We start from the raw sequence: 14,634 nt of genomic DNA, 5'->3' as shown, positions 1-14,634 counted from the left end.
TACATAGTCATTATGACAGTGATTGTTTATTTGACAGTTTTAAATGTGTCAAATAGACATTAAATGGTGTCGGTGTTGTGGATAAACCTTTGTAAAATACGTCGTTAAAAGTTTGGCTTGTTCTTTGCTATTACAGCTTTATTAAGTTTAAAAATTGATATAAATCAAGTTATTCATCAGCCACACAAGGTATCTACTATGTTAACCCAACACACGATTGATATTATTAAAGCGACTGTTCCTGCCGTTTCGACTTACGCAAATGAAATTACAGCGCATTTTTATCCTTTAATGTTTCAGGAATATCCGGAAGTTAAGCGTTTTTTTAATCAAAGCAATCAAGCCGGAAACGCGCAACCTAAAGCATTAGCAAACGCACTTGTCGCTTACGCAGCTAATATTGAGAATTTATCGGTATTAGAAACAGCGGTTAATCGAATAGTGAATAAACATGTGTCATTAAATATTTTACCTGAGCAATATGAAATCGTTGGCGAATGTTTACTGAAGTCTATTAAAGCGGTTTTAGGTGACGCTGCAACGGAGGAAGTTATTGAAGCCTGGGGATTAGCCTATTGGCAACTTGCCGACCTATTAATTGCAGCGGAAGAGTCTGCTTATAAAGCAAATGAAGATAAGCTAGGAGGATGGCGAGGTGAGCGCGAATTTTCAGTTATCAGGAAAACACCTGAAAGCGATAATATTACTTCCTTTTATTTAACTCCTACCGATGGAAAACCTGTACCTTCGTTTATTCCGGGCCAATTTATAGGGGTTGTTTTACAGATTAATGGAGAGGAAACTCGTCGACAATATAGCTTATCAGATTCCCCGAATGGAGAGTATTTACGAATTAGTGTTAAACGCGAAGTGGGGGGCGTTGCTTCTAATTATCTTCATCAGCAAATAGAAGTTGGCGATTCATTGTCTGTTTTAGCACCGGCCGGTGATTTTGTGTTAAAAGACAACAATAAGCCTATTGTGTTTGTTACCGGTGGTGTTGGGATCACCCCAACCATTAGCATGCTTAATTATTTAAAAGACACCGCGCATTCTGTTCATTTTATCCATGCAGCATTAAATACTCAGGTACATGCATTCCGTGATCATGTGAACAAAATTGCAAGTAATAATAAGCATATAAAACCTTATTATATCTATAGTGAAGCGACTGAGTCTTGCCAGCCAAATGCAAAAGGCTTTATTGATTTATCAATACTTGAAGAACAAATTGGTGATGATCGTGATGTTGAGCTTTATTTCCTTGGGCCGAAACCTTTTATGAATGCTATGTATCATTTTATTCCTAAACTAGGTATTCCCGATGAAAATGTACATTTTGAATTTTTTGGCCCAGCAGAAACATTAACTCGTTAATTATTAAATAATAATGCCTAGCGTGTTTTTTTATTATCAACACGCTTTCATTACCGTTTTGCTATGGAGAGGAATGCCATTGCACCTGATGTTGCTATAAATAATCTTCGGTTAGCAGAACACTAAACGCCTTAAGTTTTTCTTTGTTGATAAAATAACACACTTTAGGCGGGTTAGATTCAGCGCGAATAAGTCCTGATTTCTTTAAAACTCGAATATGTTCTGATACCGTTGATTGGGCTAAGCCGACATGGGGCACCAGTGCGCCATTTAAACACCCACCTTCTTTATTATCTAATTTTATTAGAATTTTCAAAATACGTAATCTTGCTGGATGAGATAACGCTTTGGCTATCATCGCAAAATTTTGCTCCCTTGCTAATTCATTTGTTGTTGCTGTAAACATACCGGTTGGTATTTTTTGTTGAGAAGACATAGTGCGCTCTTAATATCGTAAAAATACATTGAACAATAATATTATACCATTTGCAGATACTAATAAACTTGACAAAGAAAATATTCAAGCGCTTAATCAATCGTAAAATTACGATTAATTAAATGAGAGGTTGAAATGGAATCTGAACAAGTGTTAGCGCAAAAACCGGCTAAATTAAGAAATTTTGCTGTGATGTTATTTGCTTCTGTAATGGGGCTTTCTGGATTAACACTCATGTATTTACGCGCAACGAATGTACTCGGTTATCCAAAAATTATTGGCGAAATATTAGCGGCGATTACGATCTTGGTGTTTGCGTTGGTTTCCGTTGCGTTTTTGGTTAAGTGTTTGTTACATAAAGATGCGGTTTTAGAAGAGTTGAGACATCAAGTTAAATCGGTGTTTTTTGGGGCAATTGCGGTTTCTTTTCTTTTGATTGCAACAATTATGGGGAATTTAGCCATTCCTGGTGCTGCTGCTATTTGGTGGTTAGGGGCCGTGTTAGAACTTTTTGTTACTTGCTATTGTTTGGGGTTTTGGATTAATAACGACGTGCAATTGCAGCATGCAACACCCGCGTGGATGATTCCTATCGTTGGGAATTTAATTGTGCCGTTTGGTGGTGTCGGTATTGTACCTATTCCGGTGTTGATGTTTTTCTTTAGCGTGGGGATTTTTTTCTGGTTAATACTATTACCGATTTTAGTTAATCGCATTATTTTCCATGGGCCCGTTGCTGAACCATTCTTACCAACTTTGTTTATTTTAATTGCGCCACCGGCTGCAGGTTTGATTGCGTATTTAAATATTAATGGTAATAATCTTGATTTTTTTGGGAACATGCTATTTAACATTGCGTTGATTTTTACTCTCTTGATTTTTAGCATGTATAAAATTTTTCTTGGTAAAAAGTTTTATATTTCAGCTTGGGCCTATACCTTCCCATTAGCTGCAATGACGGTGGCAACGCAAGTTATGTATGCTCATACCCAATTTGTTTTTTATGCTTATTTAGCACAGGGATTGATTGCGGTGACGACTATTATTATTTTGTGGGTGTTTTATCAAACTATCGTGCGGGTGTTTAATGGTCAGTTATTTAATTAAATAACCTCAATTCAGGGTAAGCTAAACGTAGCAGTACTATTATTTACGCGTATTTTTGCGTTAAATCATCTACCAATAGCCCTTTATTGCTACGATGATTTGCCTTGAACTCCGCACAACTAACAGGATGCTTTCTCATCCTGTTTCTGTATTTCTGCATTATATTTTGTCAGAGGGAAAGTTTCTTTTATTTCCCTTACTGACATATTATCTTTGATCACTGTAAACTTAACGATGAGCGTTAATACTTCAATGATCTATTAACCTTACGCTCACTGTTTACTAATATTATCCAAATTAAATGGCGCTTTATGAATTACGATGAATTTAATCAATTTTGCGGTGCTTTACCTGTTAGTACTTATGTTATGCAATGGCGAAATTCACATGTTTGGAAAGTGGGAGGGAAAGTTTTTGCTATTGGTGGACTCTCCAAGGAAGGTAACGTGGCTTTTACATTTAAAGTCTCAGAACAAAATTATTGGTTTTTGAGTGAATCTGAAGGTTATAAACCTGCACCTTATTTTGCATCGCGGGGAATGAAATGGATTCAATCTTTTGATGAGACCTTAACCAAAGATGAAGATTTATGTTATTACCTATCTGAATCACACCGCATAGTTTCACTTGGTTTAAGTAAGATAAAACAAAAAGAATTAGGGTTAAACCAAGATTAAGCTGATATATTTTATTTACTCAATGTTGAATGGCTTGAATATGTATCGTTTTGAATATTGTAATACTAACACCTGTGCAGAAGAGATGCTTTCCTTAGGACAAACCAATATGAAGATGTGGCAACTATTTCAGTGGTTAAAAGTGCATGGAAAGCTCCGTTATGGTACGCAAGCGGATATTGTTAAATTGTATGTTAACGATGAATTAGTTGCTTATAGCTTATTCGAGAATTATGAATATCGTACCGATAAAACGAGATCCCATAATGGTAAATTATATCGCGATTTGGGGGTGCTTCATTTTGTGACACAACCTTTGCATCGTAAAAAAGGCTATGCAAGTTTATTGGCGGATAGAATGTATCAGCAAATTATTAAGCCCTTATTAGCCCGCCATAAGCATCTGCACCCTTATATCATTGCTACGGATCGTGCGGTGCCTTTAATACAACGGACAGACATTAATCCCATTCACTTAGTGACACAATTTTATTCTGATCTTAGTTTTAAAGAAAAAGTGGTTGATCAGCTAAACCTAAGGGTATCATATCCTTAAATTTTTATTTCCAGAGCAAAATATTTTTTATTCAAAATAATGGATTTTAATTATGCAAAAAATACTTTATATATTCGTCGCGCTTATCGTCATCGCTGTTATTGCAATGTTTGTTTTAGGCCTAATGTCCAAGAAAGGGCAAGCGTTAGGATTGAAAGATGGTCACTTACAGGCCTGCGCGAGCACAGATAACTGTGTGATTAGTGAGCGAGTTAATAATCATGATGCCACGGTAGATGCTTTTTCATTTAATGAAGAAAAACAAGCGTTTATGATTAAGTTGACAGCAACGGTTAAGTCAATGGGCGGTGTTGTCGTTAAAGCAGAAGGTGATTATATTGCTGCAACTTTTACCTCTAAACTTTTCGGATTTGTTGATGATTTAGAATTAAGAGTGAGCGATGATCAACAACTTCATTTTCGTTCATCTTCGCGTGTTGGTCGTAAGGATTTTGGGGCCAATAAAAAACGCATTGAACAGCTTAAACAGTTATTAAATGAATAATGCTGCTGTTATGCCTCATTTAAAGTTAGTGCCTGAGTTGTATTGCGAGAATATCGAAGTCACTCGGCAATTCTATACGGAGGTGTTTGGCTTCAAGGTGAAATATGAAGGTCCAGAAGAACAGTTTATCTACTTTACACTGGATGGGGTTGATGTGATGGTTGAAAGTATTGCTGGGGTTGGTCGACGCTGGGTAACCGGGGAAATGGAAAAGCCATATGGTCGAGGCATTAATTTTCAATGGGACGTCATTAATATCGGTGCAATTTACGAACGCGTAACACGCTTATCTCCCGCCTCTATTTATCTTTCACTCGAAACAAAGTCCTATCAATGTGATGATAAAGTAGCGATGCAACAACAATTTGTTGTTAAGGATCCCGATGGTTATTTATTTCGATTTTGCAGTGATTGCTAATATGCAAATCATGCTAGCTGCTTGTTGTCATCGAGATATGTTCCGGGTTTATACTAAAGCCTGTTGCCATGATCACTTAGCCTTATACCAAGCGGCATTTCATGATCCAGATGCTTACTTGGAAAAGCGTATTGCCTATGCTTCTGGCCAGTTATTGCCCGATGGTTGGCCGCCTATCTCGACATATTTTTGTATTTTATCGGGTGAGATTATTGGTTCAATTAGAGTGCGTTGCGGTGATAACGATAAAATTGAAAATATCGTTGGCCATATTGGTTATGAAACCTTACCAAAATTAAGAGGAAAGGGCGTTGCAACGACTATGCTTGAGTGGGTGAAAAATAATTTGATAACTGATTCAATGATTATTACCTGTCATTCAGAGAATATTGGTTCTAAAAAAGTGATTGAAAAGTGCGACGGTCAATACCTTAATACCTTTTACGATGAAGAAGAAGGTATTGATATTTTACGCTATCGATTAACGGTTAAATAAATATAAGGTGCATACAATATGGAACCTAGAATTAGTATTATTACATTGGGTGTTGAGAACCTTGATAGGTCTTATGTATTTTATTCTGCACTGGGCTTTCCGACAACCAAAAGACCGAGCGATGGTATTATTTTCTTTAAAACAGGTGGTGTATGTTTAGCACTTTACCCGCTTGATGCATTAAGCAAAGATATTTCGTCTGATTTTGCAACGCCCCGTTCTGGGTTCTCTGGTATTACCCTTGCACACAATACTCACTCTAAATCTGATGTTGATAAGGTGTTAGCGCTTGCTAAGAAGGTGGGAGGCAAAATAGAGAAGCCTGCGCAGGATGTTTTTTGGGGGGGGTATAGTGGTTATTTTTCTGATCCCGATGGTTATTTATGGGAAGTTGCCTACGGCGATTGTTGGGAGTTTAATGAAGATGGTAGTCTTGTTATTGATTAGCAAGGGATATTGGAATTAATAAATATGAAGATCAAAATAGTACTTACCTTATTGGCCATATTAAGTACACATCATGCCTATTCTGAAACCACGGTGAATACTTATTTCAATTTTTATGATATTTTTCCGGTTAATCAAAACAGTTTAGCAACGGAAATGGATAGTAAAACCCCCATTGTTAAGGGCGGATTAAAATATCGTGGTAATACTAATTGGAAAGTTAAATGGCGTTTTTATTGGGAAATTACCGATGGTCTCTGCAGAGTTGGCGGCGTTAATACTGAATTAGATATCACCTATACGGTTCCAAGATTAGCCCCAGGTTTTAAAGTCGGTGAAAATGTTAAAAAAGCCTTTGATGGGTATTACGCTGCATTAATGAAACATGAATTGGGGCATGGTTTTTCAGGACGCTATGCCGCACAGGACATTGAAACAACACTTTTGGGTATCAAAGGTGTCGATAATTGTGAGGAATTAAAGCAAACAGCAAATACACAAGCAAGAGGATTGATTAGAAAATATAATCAACGCGATATTGATTATGATGATAGAACCAACCACGGTTTACTTGAAGGTGTCGATCTTAAGCACTTTATTCAATAAATATTGGGGCTTGTTGATCTTTCATCACCGTATCTGTCGCTGCCTAAAAATCACTCAATCAAGGTGCTAAACATATGGTTTAGCTGTTCTAAATCTCTTGTTCAGTATTAAATGCCTCTTAATACTGCCTCCATTAAATATTCATCTGAACGAGTACCGTCATTTCTACACATTCTAGTGCTCACTCTTGCTTTTATCATGATTTAATATTTATTTTTTAAATATGTTAAATGGCGCTACGTAATAAATTCAAACATTTCTTAATATTATTTAATGATAGAGGTGTTGGTTATTTTCTCATTTGAGCATACAATATATCTATTAGTTAATTCTAAATTAATGAAATCTAATATAATTAGTTAATCTATATTACTCCTGAATAGGGGGAAATAGTTATTGACGCTATTTCATTTAGGGGGAAACCATGGTTAAAGCACAAGTGATTGACTTTTTTGATAAAGAAACGAATACCTTTAGTTATGTTGTTATTGATCCGACAGGAAATGACTGCGCTATTATCGATTCTGTACTTGATTATGATGCTGCCTCGGGGCGAACATCTTATCGGTCGGTGGATAAAATTATTGATTATGTTATTGCCAACAAGTTGAATGTACAGTGGATTTTAGAGACACATGTTCATGCTGATCATCTTAGTGCTGCGCCTTATCTAAAACGCAAACTGGGGGGGAAGATTGCCATAGGACAAAATATCACGTTAGTACAAAAAACGTTTTCGACGCTCTTTAATGATGGTTCTGAATTTCTTTGTGATGGTAGTCAGTTTGATCATCTTTTTAGTGATGGCGAAGTATTTAATATTGGCCAGATACAAGCCACTGCTATCCACACTCCTGGCCATACGCCTGCTTGTATGAGCTATCACATCAGTAATTGTGTTTTTGTTGGCGATACGCTTTTTATGCCCGATTACGGAACGGCTCGTTGTGATTTTCCTGGCGGTGATGCAGTTCAATTATATCATTCGATCCAAACGCTATTTAGTTTACCCGATGAAACACGGGTATTTATGTGCCATGACTATAAAGCCCCCGGAAGAGATGCATTTTTATTTGAAACAACGATAGGTGAAGAGCGTACTCAAAATTTACATATTAACAGTCAAATAAGTGAGTCTGAGTTTATTGACTTTAGGCGTAAAAAAGATGCGACGCTTTCAATGCCCCGACTGATATTGCCTTCAATACAGGTGAATATGCGTGCGGGGAATTTCCCCGAAGCAGAAGACAATGGTACGCAATACATTAAAATTCCGGTAAACAAAGTATAAGGATACAGCTATGTTGCAGATTAAACCGATCACTAGTGAGTTCTCAGTATCAGCGCAAATTTTATTAGAAGATTTACCAACTATCGTGAAGTTAGGTTATAAAAGTATCATTAATAATCGACCTGATGGAGAAGAATTAACCCAGCCGACACACTTACAATTTCAAGAGAAGTGTTTGGAATTAGGCATTGATTATCAGTATTTACCTGTTATTTCAGGGCAAGTTACAACCCAAAATAGTCTAGAGATGAGTGCAACGATCAATAAATTGGAAAAACCTATATTAGCATTTTGTCGGACCGGTACGCGATCTTGTCTACTGTGGTTAGGCACTGCACAGGATAAGCGAGCCTTAGAGGATGGTATTGAAAGAGTGAGTACTCAAGGCTATGGTATTAACATTGCGCAGGTTCCATCGCTTATTAATGGATAATGTAAAAATGTATAAAATGTTGTCTTATTTGCCGATTACCCAGTGGTTGCCTCATTATCGACAGGGGGATGCCACACAGGATAGCCTTGCCGCTGTTATTGTCACTTTAATGCTAATTCCGCAAAGTTTAGCCTATGCAATGGTGGCGGGGTTGCCCCCTGTTTACGGCTTATATGCGAGTATTTTACCTCTATTGGTTTATACGATTCTTGGTACCAGTAAAACACTTTCCGTTGGCCCAGTTGCGGTTGTTGCACTGATGACCATGGAAACGTTAACTGAAATGTATCCCATGGGCTCTCCTGAATATATTAATAGTGCCAGCCTGTTAGCAATGTTATCTGGAATGGTTTTATTGTTTATGGCTATTTTTAGGCTTGGTTTTTTGACTCATTTTATTAGTCATCCGGTTTTATCTGGCTTTATGACAGCTTCGGGCATACTGATTATTATTAGTCAAACTAAGCACTTATTAGGTGTGACGGCACAGGGTGATAATGCGGTTGAATTACTTATTCATTTGATTCAACAAGTTCCTACAAGCAATGTTTATACTGCGGGTATCGGATTTGGGAGTTTAATCGCATTAATAATGAGTCGTCGTTTTCTTTCAGCAGGCTTGATGAAAATTGGTATCGCGAGTCATATCGCCAAGCAAATTGTAAAATTATCACCCGTCATGGTGATGTTACTATGTATCGCTATTGTCAGTTTTTTCCAATTAAATCATGATGGTGTTCGGGTTGTTGGGCAGATTCCAAGTGGATTACCTGTGCTTGCTGTTCCCACTTTTAGTTTAACTGATCTTTATACCTTACTCCCTGCTGCAATTATCATTAGTTTGGTTGGTTTTGTTGAATCAGCTTCCGTTGGGCAAACATTAGCGGCAAAACGCAAAGAAAAAATTTCAGCTAATCAAGAGCTTATTGCACTCAGTGGAGCAAATATTGCTTCGGCTATTAGTGCGGGTTTCCCCGTCACAGGTGGATTATCTCGCTCCGTGGTTAATTTTGATGCCGGGGCATCGACACCGTTAGCAGGTGCACTTACTGCTGTCGGCATCAGCATAACAGCACTTTACTTTACACCGTTATTTGAAACCCTTCCACAATCGGTATTAGCGGCAATTATTATTGTTGCTGTGTCCTCTTTGATTGATTTTAAAGCTATTTTAAATGTATGGAAAGAGTCAAAAATAGATGGGTTTAGTATGACAATTACAGTGCTAGGTGTTCTGCTGATTAATGTTGAAATTGGTATCGTATTAGGTGTTGTTAGTGCAATATTTCTTTATATTATGCGCACGAGTCATCCCCATATTGCGATTGTTGGGCTTATGCCGAATAGCCAACATTTTCGTAATATAGCGCGTCATCAAGTCGAAACCAGTTCTCATATTGTTACTATTCGGATTGATGAAAGTCTTTATTTTGTTAATGCGCAGTATTTAGAAGATAAAATTCCGCAATATATTACCCAGTTTCCCGCAGCAAAACATCTTATATTAATGTGTTCTGGTGTTAATGATGTTGATGTAAGTGCCTTAGATAGCTTGAAAAAAATAATATCTGACTTAAGTGAGCGTGATGTTGTCGTACACCTTTCAGAAGTGAAAGGCCCTGTGATGGATAAATTAATACATTGTCATTTTTTAGAGATGCTAACGGGGGATGTTTATATGGATCAATTTACTGCTTATCAGTCAATTAAAATAAAAGTGTAAATGAATATTATTTATCCGCAGAAATAAAATAAGATCTCGCCCTTAAATAGTTTCTATTCATTGTTTGAAATCAATCATGTTTTAATTGGCTATTTATTTTTAATTAATAATACAAATAGAGGTCGATAATTAACTCATAGATTGGTAAAGTACATACTCTAATTTCAGCTTTGTATATTTGCAGAGCGCTGGTCATTGAGTCAGTTTCACCGTATCCCTAAAAATGAAATTGCTTATCTGGCCTAATCTCATGAGTTAAAGGATGATCCAATGAAAGTATTAACATTTGGCGAAATGATGTTACGCCTAAAACCGTCTGCATTTGAACGCATTGTACAAACTGACACCTTTGAAGCAGCTTACGGCGGTGCAGAAGCGAATGTTTCCGTTTCTCTTGCGCAATTAGGCCATGATTCTGCGTATTTAACTAAATTACCTGAAAACCCATTAGGTGAAGCCGCAATTGGGGCATTACGTAAATATGGTGTCGATACAAGTAATGTATTGCGTGGTGGTCCACGATTAGGTATGTACTTCTTTGAAAAAGGTAATGGCGTTCGCGGTACAGGTGTTGTTTATGACCGTGCTGGTAGTTCTATTGCAACGGCAAGCAGTGCAGAATTTAATTGGGATGTGCTATTAAAAGAAGTGGGTATCTTTTATTTTTCTGGTATCACCCCGGCTATTTCTAAAGATTTAGAAACAGCATTAGAGAGTGCTTTAGAGTACTGTAAAGCCAATAAAATTACCGTTGTGTGTGATATGAACTATCGCGGTAAAATGTGGAAACCAGAACAAGCTCAAATTGTTATGGCTAAATTAATGCCATTTGTTGATGTATGTATTGCAAATGATGAAGACTTTGAAGCGTGTCTAGGTATTAAGGCATTTGATGGAGATCTTTCACACGGTATTGAACAAATAGAAGATTTCCGTGAAGGCATGAAAGAAGTCACTAAACGATACCCAAACTGTAAAGTGGTAGCCAGTGTATTACGTAATATCAATTCGGTCGAGCAAAGCGATTGGATGGCAATTTTGTACCAAAATGACACATTCTACGATACACCAATACATAATGTGAATGTAATGGAAGGTGTTGCAGCCGGTGATGCATTTGGTGCAGGCTTAGTACATGGTATGGTTGAACAATTAGATCCGCAGGAAACCATTGAGTTTGCGATTGCTGCAAGCGTACTTAAATTATCAATCAGTGGTGATTTAAATTTAGTTACTGAAGCCGAGATCCGTAATGCGATGCAAAAGGGCAGTAATGCACGTTTGAGTCGTTAATTTCACATTTTAGTTGTTAATGTATAAGTACTTTCATTGCCGGAAATAGATGATGAAAGTACGGCTGCCTTGCCTTAGAGTGAAAGGAAATATTGATGAATTACCATACTTTACTTATCTATATTTTTGTTTCATTTTTCTACATTATTAGTCCTGGGCCTGCTATTTTTTTAGCTATTTATAATGGCGTTTCTAAGGGAACTAAAGTCGTTATGATCTCCGCATTAGGCAATATTATTGGTTTGATGTTTTTGTCGGCATTATCGATCAGTGGCCTAAGTGCGATATTAATGGCATCGGCGACGTTATTTATTGTTGTCAAAGTAATAGGGGCCGTGTATCTAATTTACCTTGGTATTCGTCAAATTCGTTTTTCAAAAAAAGTCTGTGATGGCACTGATGTTCAGAAAAATATCCAACAACGTTCACTTACTTCTTATTTTAAAGAAGGACTATTTGTTGCTGCGACCAATCCTAAGCCGATACTATTTTTTGCCGCTTTGTTTCCACAGTTTTTAGACGTTAGTCGTCCTATTCCTTTACAATTTATCGTGATGACACTGATTTTTATGACATTCTCATTTTTATCATTATCAACGTATGGATATTTAGCACAACGTGCAAAAGGCTTATTAATTAATGCGAAGAGAGCGAAGTGGTTTCATCGATTAAGCGGTGGTTTGTTTATTGGCATGGGAATCAGTTTATTGAGTGTTAAAAATACACACTAATTATTATCAATAGGAGCTGTATTGAAAATCGCGGTGATATTAGGAACGTCTATTACGGATGGAAACACACATCAATTAGTTCAACAATTTGCACAGGTATCCGGTGCGACTGTTTTTAATCTTAGTGATTATGATTTTTCATTTTACGATTATGCTCATCACAATAAAGATGATGATTATATTGCACTGATAGAAAAGTTAAGTGAATTTGAACATTTAGTATTTGCTTCACCAGTATATTGGTATTGCATGTCTGCACAAATGAAGGTGTTTTTTGATCGTTTGTCGGATTTGTTAACCATAGAGAAAGAACTTGGTAGGCGTTTAAAAACTAAGTCGATGTCGGTTTTGTCGACCGGGTACGATTGTCACTATCCTGAGTGTTTTATCAAACCCTTTGAACTGACCGCTGCGTATTTACAGATGGACTACAAAGGCATCACCTATGCATCAATCCAAAATGAAACAGACTTAAAAGGGTTACATCATATTGCTGTAAAAGCCTTTAAGTCTGTTATGTCCTCTTTTTAAATTTTAAAGAATTTCAAATCGTCTTTTTGAGTTTGCGCTAATTTAGCTAATTCTTCTGTTGCCTGTAATGTTTGATTAATCGCTGAGACGTTTTGTTGAACTAAGTCATAGGCTTGCGTTGTATTTTTAGATATATCTTCGGTTACATTGGTTTGCTCGATAGAAGCCGTCGCGACCAATGCATTAATTTCAGAAATGGCATTAATTGCTTTAGCAATATCTTCAAAGGAGGCTTTGACTTGATCGGCAAGCTCAACGGACCCTTCAATTAAGTTAACATTCTGCACCATGTTCGCACTGGCTTTTTCAGATTGTGCCTGTAATTTTTGAATAATGTCTTGGATACTTATTGTCGATGATTGTGTTTTAGATGCTAAGGCTCTGACTTCATCGGCAACAACGGCAAATCCTCGACCCGCTTCTCCTGCACGAGCAGCTTCGATAGCTGCATTTAATGCAAGTAAGTTGGTTTGTTCTGAAATACCCTTGATAACGTCAGTAACAGTACCAATATCGATAGAAAATTTTCTTAACTCATCTACCATCATCGCGGTTTCGTTAACGGAATTGCTAATTTCATTGGTTAAGTTGATGTTTTTTTCTAGTGTGACTTTACTGTTATCAATGGTTTCTAAGCTATTTTTTGTTTCCTCTTCGGCATTCACTGCTTTTCGGCTGACTTCTTGAGAGGTGCTCGATAGTTCGTTAATGGCTGTTGATATCAATTCAACCTGTAATTTTTCACTTTCCATATTTTTCAATGTGTCGTTCATAACCGCATTTAATTCTTCAGATGCAGACGCAACACTGGTTGAAATACCAATCGAATTATTAACGAATTGTGTGAGCTGAGAAACAAAAGAAACAAGAGAACGATAAATCCCTGTATTTTTTGCTGATGTATCTAATTCAAGTTTAAGGTTTCCCGATGCCATTTTTTCCATCAAGGTTGCAATATCTTCAGGTGCGCCACCAACAGGTTTCAATACTAATTTTTGCATTGCAATCAATAAAACAAGACAAGCAATGATAAAGCAAATAAGGCCCATTATTAAGGAATATGTTAATTGGCTAGTTGCACTTTTATTGATCAGTTTGTCTTTTACTACAGTGACATATTCCCAACCATTAATGTCCATGTGCCCCCAGAAAGCTGTTAAGTCAACTTGCTTTTCATTTTCTTTACTTGTGTAGGAAAGTTCTGGGTTTTTATCGCTAAAATCTTCAAAAGCAGGTTCAATATCTTTAATCTTCTTACCAATAATTGATGCTTCAGGGGCAACCATTATTGTGCCATTTGCAGCATATACAAATAAATCTTTTCTGGTTTTTATATTGTTTATAAAGCGATCTAAATGAATAGTCGTCATTAACGCTATTTCTGGTGTCACTTTGATGGAGATTGCAAGAGAAACTTCTTTATCGGGTTTGTCATAGTTATAAGGCGCACCGACATAAAAGCTTTTTCCATCTTTAAATAATGCATTGTAATAACTACGTCCCTTGTAATTTTTATTTGTATTTGTTCCATTCGCTCTGTAAGACGCGCCTGATATATCAAAAAGATAGACACCATTGGAGCGTTCTTTCAAAATTTTGTAGACAGCCGTTAAACTCGCAGTATTTTGTGGCGATAAGGTGTCACTATTGATTTTATGTTCTTTCAAGTCGATAGATGCTAATACGTCTTTATAATTGATGAATTTTTCTTTTAATTCAGCTTCTAAGGTTAAGTTTTTTTCTCGCAGTATTTGTTTATTCAATGTCATACTTTCTGACTTAAATGCGAAAAAATCTAACATGGCGATAATTAATATAATTGCTGCCACGACGACGCCTAGTGCAAGAAGGACTTGTAATTTAAACTTTTTCATTCTGCGTTTGTTTCCTTTTATGCTCTTATTATGAGTTTTATTGACTTATTTATTCAACGTATCTCATTCTCTCGACTGTATACATTAGAACACTTTTTGAACTAATCAAGTCGACCTGTTTGATTCGTTAGAC

General features: G+C 36.7%; 17 protein-coding genes. 15 read left to right on the top strand and 2 right to left on the bottom strand.

Features of this window, described 5'->3' with window-relative positions; translation table 11 throughout:
- Positions 1 to 198: 198 nt before the first annotated feature.
- Entirely contained in the window at positions 199 to 1,377 is a 1,179-nt protein-coding gene (gene hmpA / locus ACR30L_RS13675) for an NO-inducible flavohemoprotein (RefSeq protein WP_435234803.1), read from the top strand.
- Between the two features lie 94 nt (positions 1,378 to 1,471).
- On the opposite strand, the gene ACR30L_RS13670 is transcribed toward hmpA, so the two are convergent.
- Positions 1,472 to 1,813, bottom strand: coding sequence for an ArsR/SmtB family transcription factor (locus ACR30L_RS13670; protein WP_435234802.1), 342 nt, complete (start codon positions 1,811 to 1,813; stop codon positions 1,472 to 1,474).
- Positions 1,814 to 1,948: 135 nt separating this feature from the next.
- Here ACR30L_RS13670 and ACR30L_RS13665 point away from each other — a divergent pair, with 135 nt between their 5' ends.
- The 14 genes from ACR30L_RS13665 to ACR30L_RS13600 all read left to right on the top strand — a co-directional run bounded on the left by ACR30L_RS13665 (position 1,949) and on the right by ACR30L_RS13600 (position 12,627).
- The gene (locus tag ACR30L_RS13665) at positions 1,949 to 2,920 is read left to right on the top strand and encodes an SLAC1 anion channel family protein (RefSeq protein ID WP_435234801.1); all 972 of its coding nucleotides are present in this window, start codon (positions 1,949 to 1,951) and stop codon (positions 2,918 to 2,920) included.
- A 311-nt stretch (positions 2,921 to 3,231) separates the two neighbouring features.
- On the top strand, positions 3,232 to 3,597 hold the full coding sequence (locus ACR30L_RS13660) for an MmcQ/YjbR family DNA-binding protein (RefSeq protein ID WP_435234800.1): 366 nt from the start codon (positions 3,232 to 3,234) through the stop codon (positions 3,595 to 3,597).
- Between the two features lie 40 nt (positions 3,598 to 3,637).
- Positions 3,638 to 4,153 carry a GNAT family N-acetyltransferase gene (locus tag ACR30L_RS13655; protein WP_435234799.1) on the top strand — a complete coding sequence of 172 codons (516 nt, stop codon included), beginning with the start codon at positions 3,638 to 3,640 and terminating at the stop codon, positions 4,151 to 4,153.
- 52 nt (positions 4,154 to 4,205) lie between these two features.
- Positions 4,206 to 4,658, top strand: a complete 453-nt coding sequence (locus ACR30L_RS13650) for a DUF1499 domain-containing protein (RefSeq protein ID WP_435234798.1) — start codon at positions 4,206 to 4,208, stop codon at positions 4,656 to 4,658.
- Positions 4,651 to 5,076, top strand: coding sequence for a bleomycin resistance protein (locus ACR30L_RS13645; protein ID WP_435234797.1), 426 nt, complete (start codon positions 4,651 to 4,653; stop codon positions 5,074 to 5,076). The genes ACR30L_RS13650 and ACR30L_RS13645 overlap by 8 nt, the downstream gene beginning before the upstream one ends.
- Positions 5,042 to 5,572 carry a GNAT family N-acetyltransferase gene (locus ACR30L_RS13640; protein WP_435234796.1) on the top strand — a complete coding sequence of 177 codons (531 nt, stop codon included), beginning with the start codon at positions 5,042 to 5,044 and terminating at the stop codon, positions 5,570 to 5,572. Before ACR30L_RS13645 ends, ACR30L_RS13640 begins: the two co-directional genes overlap by 35 nt.
- 18 nt (positions 5,573 to 5,590) lie before the next feature.
- A complete protein-coding gene (locus ACR30L_RS13635; RefSeq protein ID WP_435234795.1) occupies positions 5,591 to 6,019 on the top strand; it encodes a VOC family protein in 429 nt (142 codons plus the stop codon).
- A gap of 24 nt (positions 6,020 to 6,043) precedes the next feature.
- Entirely contained in the window at positions 6,044 to 6,625 is a 582-nt protein-coding gene (locus ACR30L_RS13630) for a DUF922 domain-containing protein (RefSeq protein ID WP_435234794.1), read from the top strand.
- Positions 6,626 to 7,049: 424 nt separating this feature from the next.
- A complete protein-coding gene (locus ACR30L_RS13625; protein WP_435234793.1) occupies positions 7,050 to 7,916 on the top strand; it encodes an MBL fold metallo-hydrolase in 867 nt (288 codons plus the stop codon).
- Positions 7,917 to 7,926: 10 nt separating this feature from the next.
- Entirely contained in the window at positions 7,927 to 8,349 is a 423-nt protein-coding gene (locus ACR30L_RS13620) for a TIGR01244 family sulfur transferase (protein ID WP_435234792.1), read from the top strand.
- Positions 8,350 to 8,356: 7 nt separating this feature from the next.
- Positions 8,357 to 10,072 carry a SulP family inorganic anion transporter gene (locus ACR30L_RS13615; protein WP_435234791.1) on the top strand — a complete coding sequence of 572 codons (1,716 nt, stop codon included), beginning with the start codon at positions 8,357 to 8,359 and terminating at the stop codon, positions 10,070 to 10,072.
- A 270-nt stretch (positions 10,073 to 10,342) separates the two neighbouring features.
- Complete coding sequence (locus tag ACR30L_RS13610) at positions 10,343 to 11,365, top strand: sugar kinase (RefSeq protein WP_435234790.1); 1,023 nt, start codon at positions 10,343 to 10,345, stop codon at positions 11,363 to 11,365.
- Between the two features lie 95 nt (positions 11,366 to 11,460).
- Positions 11,461 to 12,096, top strand: a complete 636-nt coding sequence (locus ACR30L_RS13605; protein WP_435234789.1) for a LysE family translocator — start codon at positions 11,461 to 11,463, stop codon at positions 12,094 to 12,096.
- Between the two features lie 21 nt (positions 12,097 to 12,117).
- Entirely contained in the window at positions 12,118 to 12,627 is a 510-nt protein-coding gene (locus ACR30L_RS13600) for a flavodoxin family protein (protein WP_435234788.1), read from the top strand.
- Here ACR30L_RS13600 and ACR30L_RS13595 read toward each other — a convergent pair.
- Entirely contained in the window at positions 12,624 to 14,501 is a 1,878-nt protein-coding gene (locus tag ACR30L_RS13595) for a methyl-accepting chemotaxis protein (RefSeq protein WP_435234787.1), read from the bottom strand. The genes ACR30L_RS13600 and ACR30L_RS13595 overlap by 4 nt on opposite strands.
- Positions 14,502 to 14,634: the final 133 nt, after the last annotated feature.

The organism is Psychromonas saccharinae, from assembly GCF_051201515.1.
In the GTDB taxonomy this organism is placed as follows: Bacteria; Pseudomonadota; Gammaproteobacteria; order Enterobacterales; family Psychromonadaceae; genus Psychromonas.
This window is presented reverse-complemented; position numbering and strand designations above follow the sequence as displayed.

Bases quoted from the DNA above. Each gene is read 5' to 3' on its own strand.
- hmpA (WP_435234803.1), top strand. From the start codon at position 199: ATGTTAACCCAACACACGATTGATATTATTAAAGCGACTGTTCCTGCC.
- ACR30L_RS13670 (WP_435234802.1), bottom strand. From the start codon at position 1,813: ATGTCTTCTCAACAAAAAATACCAACCGGTATGTTTACAGCAACAACA.
- ACR30L_RS13665 (WP_435234801.1), top strand. From the start codon at position 1,949: ATGGAATCTGAACAAGTGTTAGCGCAAAAACCGGCTAAATTAAGAAAT.
- ACR30L_RS13660 (WP_435234800.1), top strand. From the start codon at position 3,232: ATGAATTACGATGAATTTAATCAATTTTGCGGTGCTTTACCTGTTAGT.
- ACR30L_RS13655 (WP_435234799.1), top strand. From the start codon at position 3,638: ATGTATCGTTTTGAATATTGTAATACTAACACCTGTGCAGAAGAGATG.
- ACR30L_RS13650 (WP_435234798.1), top strand. From the start codon at position 4,206: ATGCAAAAAATACTTTATATATTCGTCGCGCTTATCGTCATCGCTGTT.
- ACR30L_RS13645 (WP_435234797.1), top strand. From the start codon at position 4,651: ATGAATAATGCTGCTGTTATGCCTCATTTAAAGTTAGTGCCTGAGTTG.
- ACR30L_RS13640 (WP_435234796.1), top strand. From the start codon at position 5,042: ATGGTTATTTATTTCGATTTTGCAGTGATTGCTAATATGCAAATCATG.
- ACR30L_RS13635 (WP_435234795.1), top strand. From the start codon at position 5,591: ATGGAACCTAGAATTAGTATTATTACATTGGGTGTTGAGAACCTTGAT.
- ACR30L_RS13630 (WP_435234794.1), top strand. From the start codon at position 6,044: ATGAAGATCAAAATAGTACTTACCTTATTGGCCATATTAAGTACACAT.
- ACR30L_RS13625 (WP_435234793.1), top strand. From the start codon at position 7,050: ATGGTTAAAGCACAAGTGATTGACTTTTTTGATAAAGAAACGAATACC.
- ACR30L_RS13620 (WP_435234792.1), top strand. From the start codon at position 7,927: ATGTTGCAGATTAAACCGATCACTAGTGAGTTCTCAGTATCAGCGCAA.
- ACR30L_RS13615 (WP_435234791.1), top strand. From the start codon at position 8,357: ATGTATAAAATGTTGTCTTATTTGCCGATTACCCAGTGGTTGCCTCAT.
- ACR30L_RS13610 (WP_435234790.1), top strand. From the start codon at position 10,343: ATGAAAGTATTAACATTTGGCGAAATGATGTTACGCCTAAAACCGTCT.
- ACR30L_RS13605 (WP_435234789.1), top strand. From the start codon at position 11,461: ATGAATTACCATACTTTACTTATCTATATTTTTGTTTCATTTTTCTAC.
- ACR30L_RS13595 (WP_435234787.1), bottom strand. From the start codon at position 14,501: ATGAAAAAGTTTAAATTACAAGTCCTTCTTGCACTAGGCGTCGTCGTG.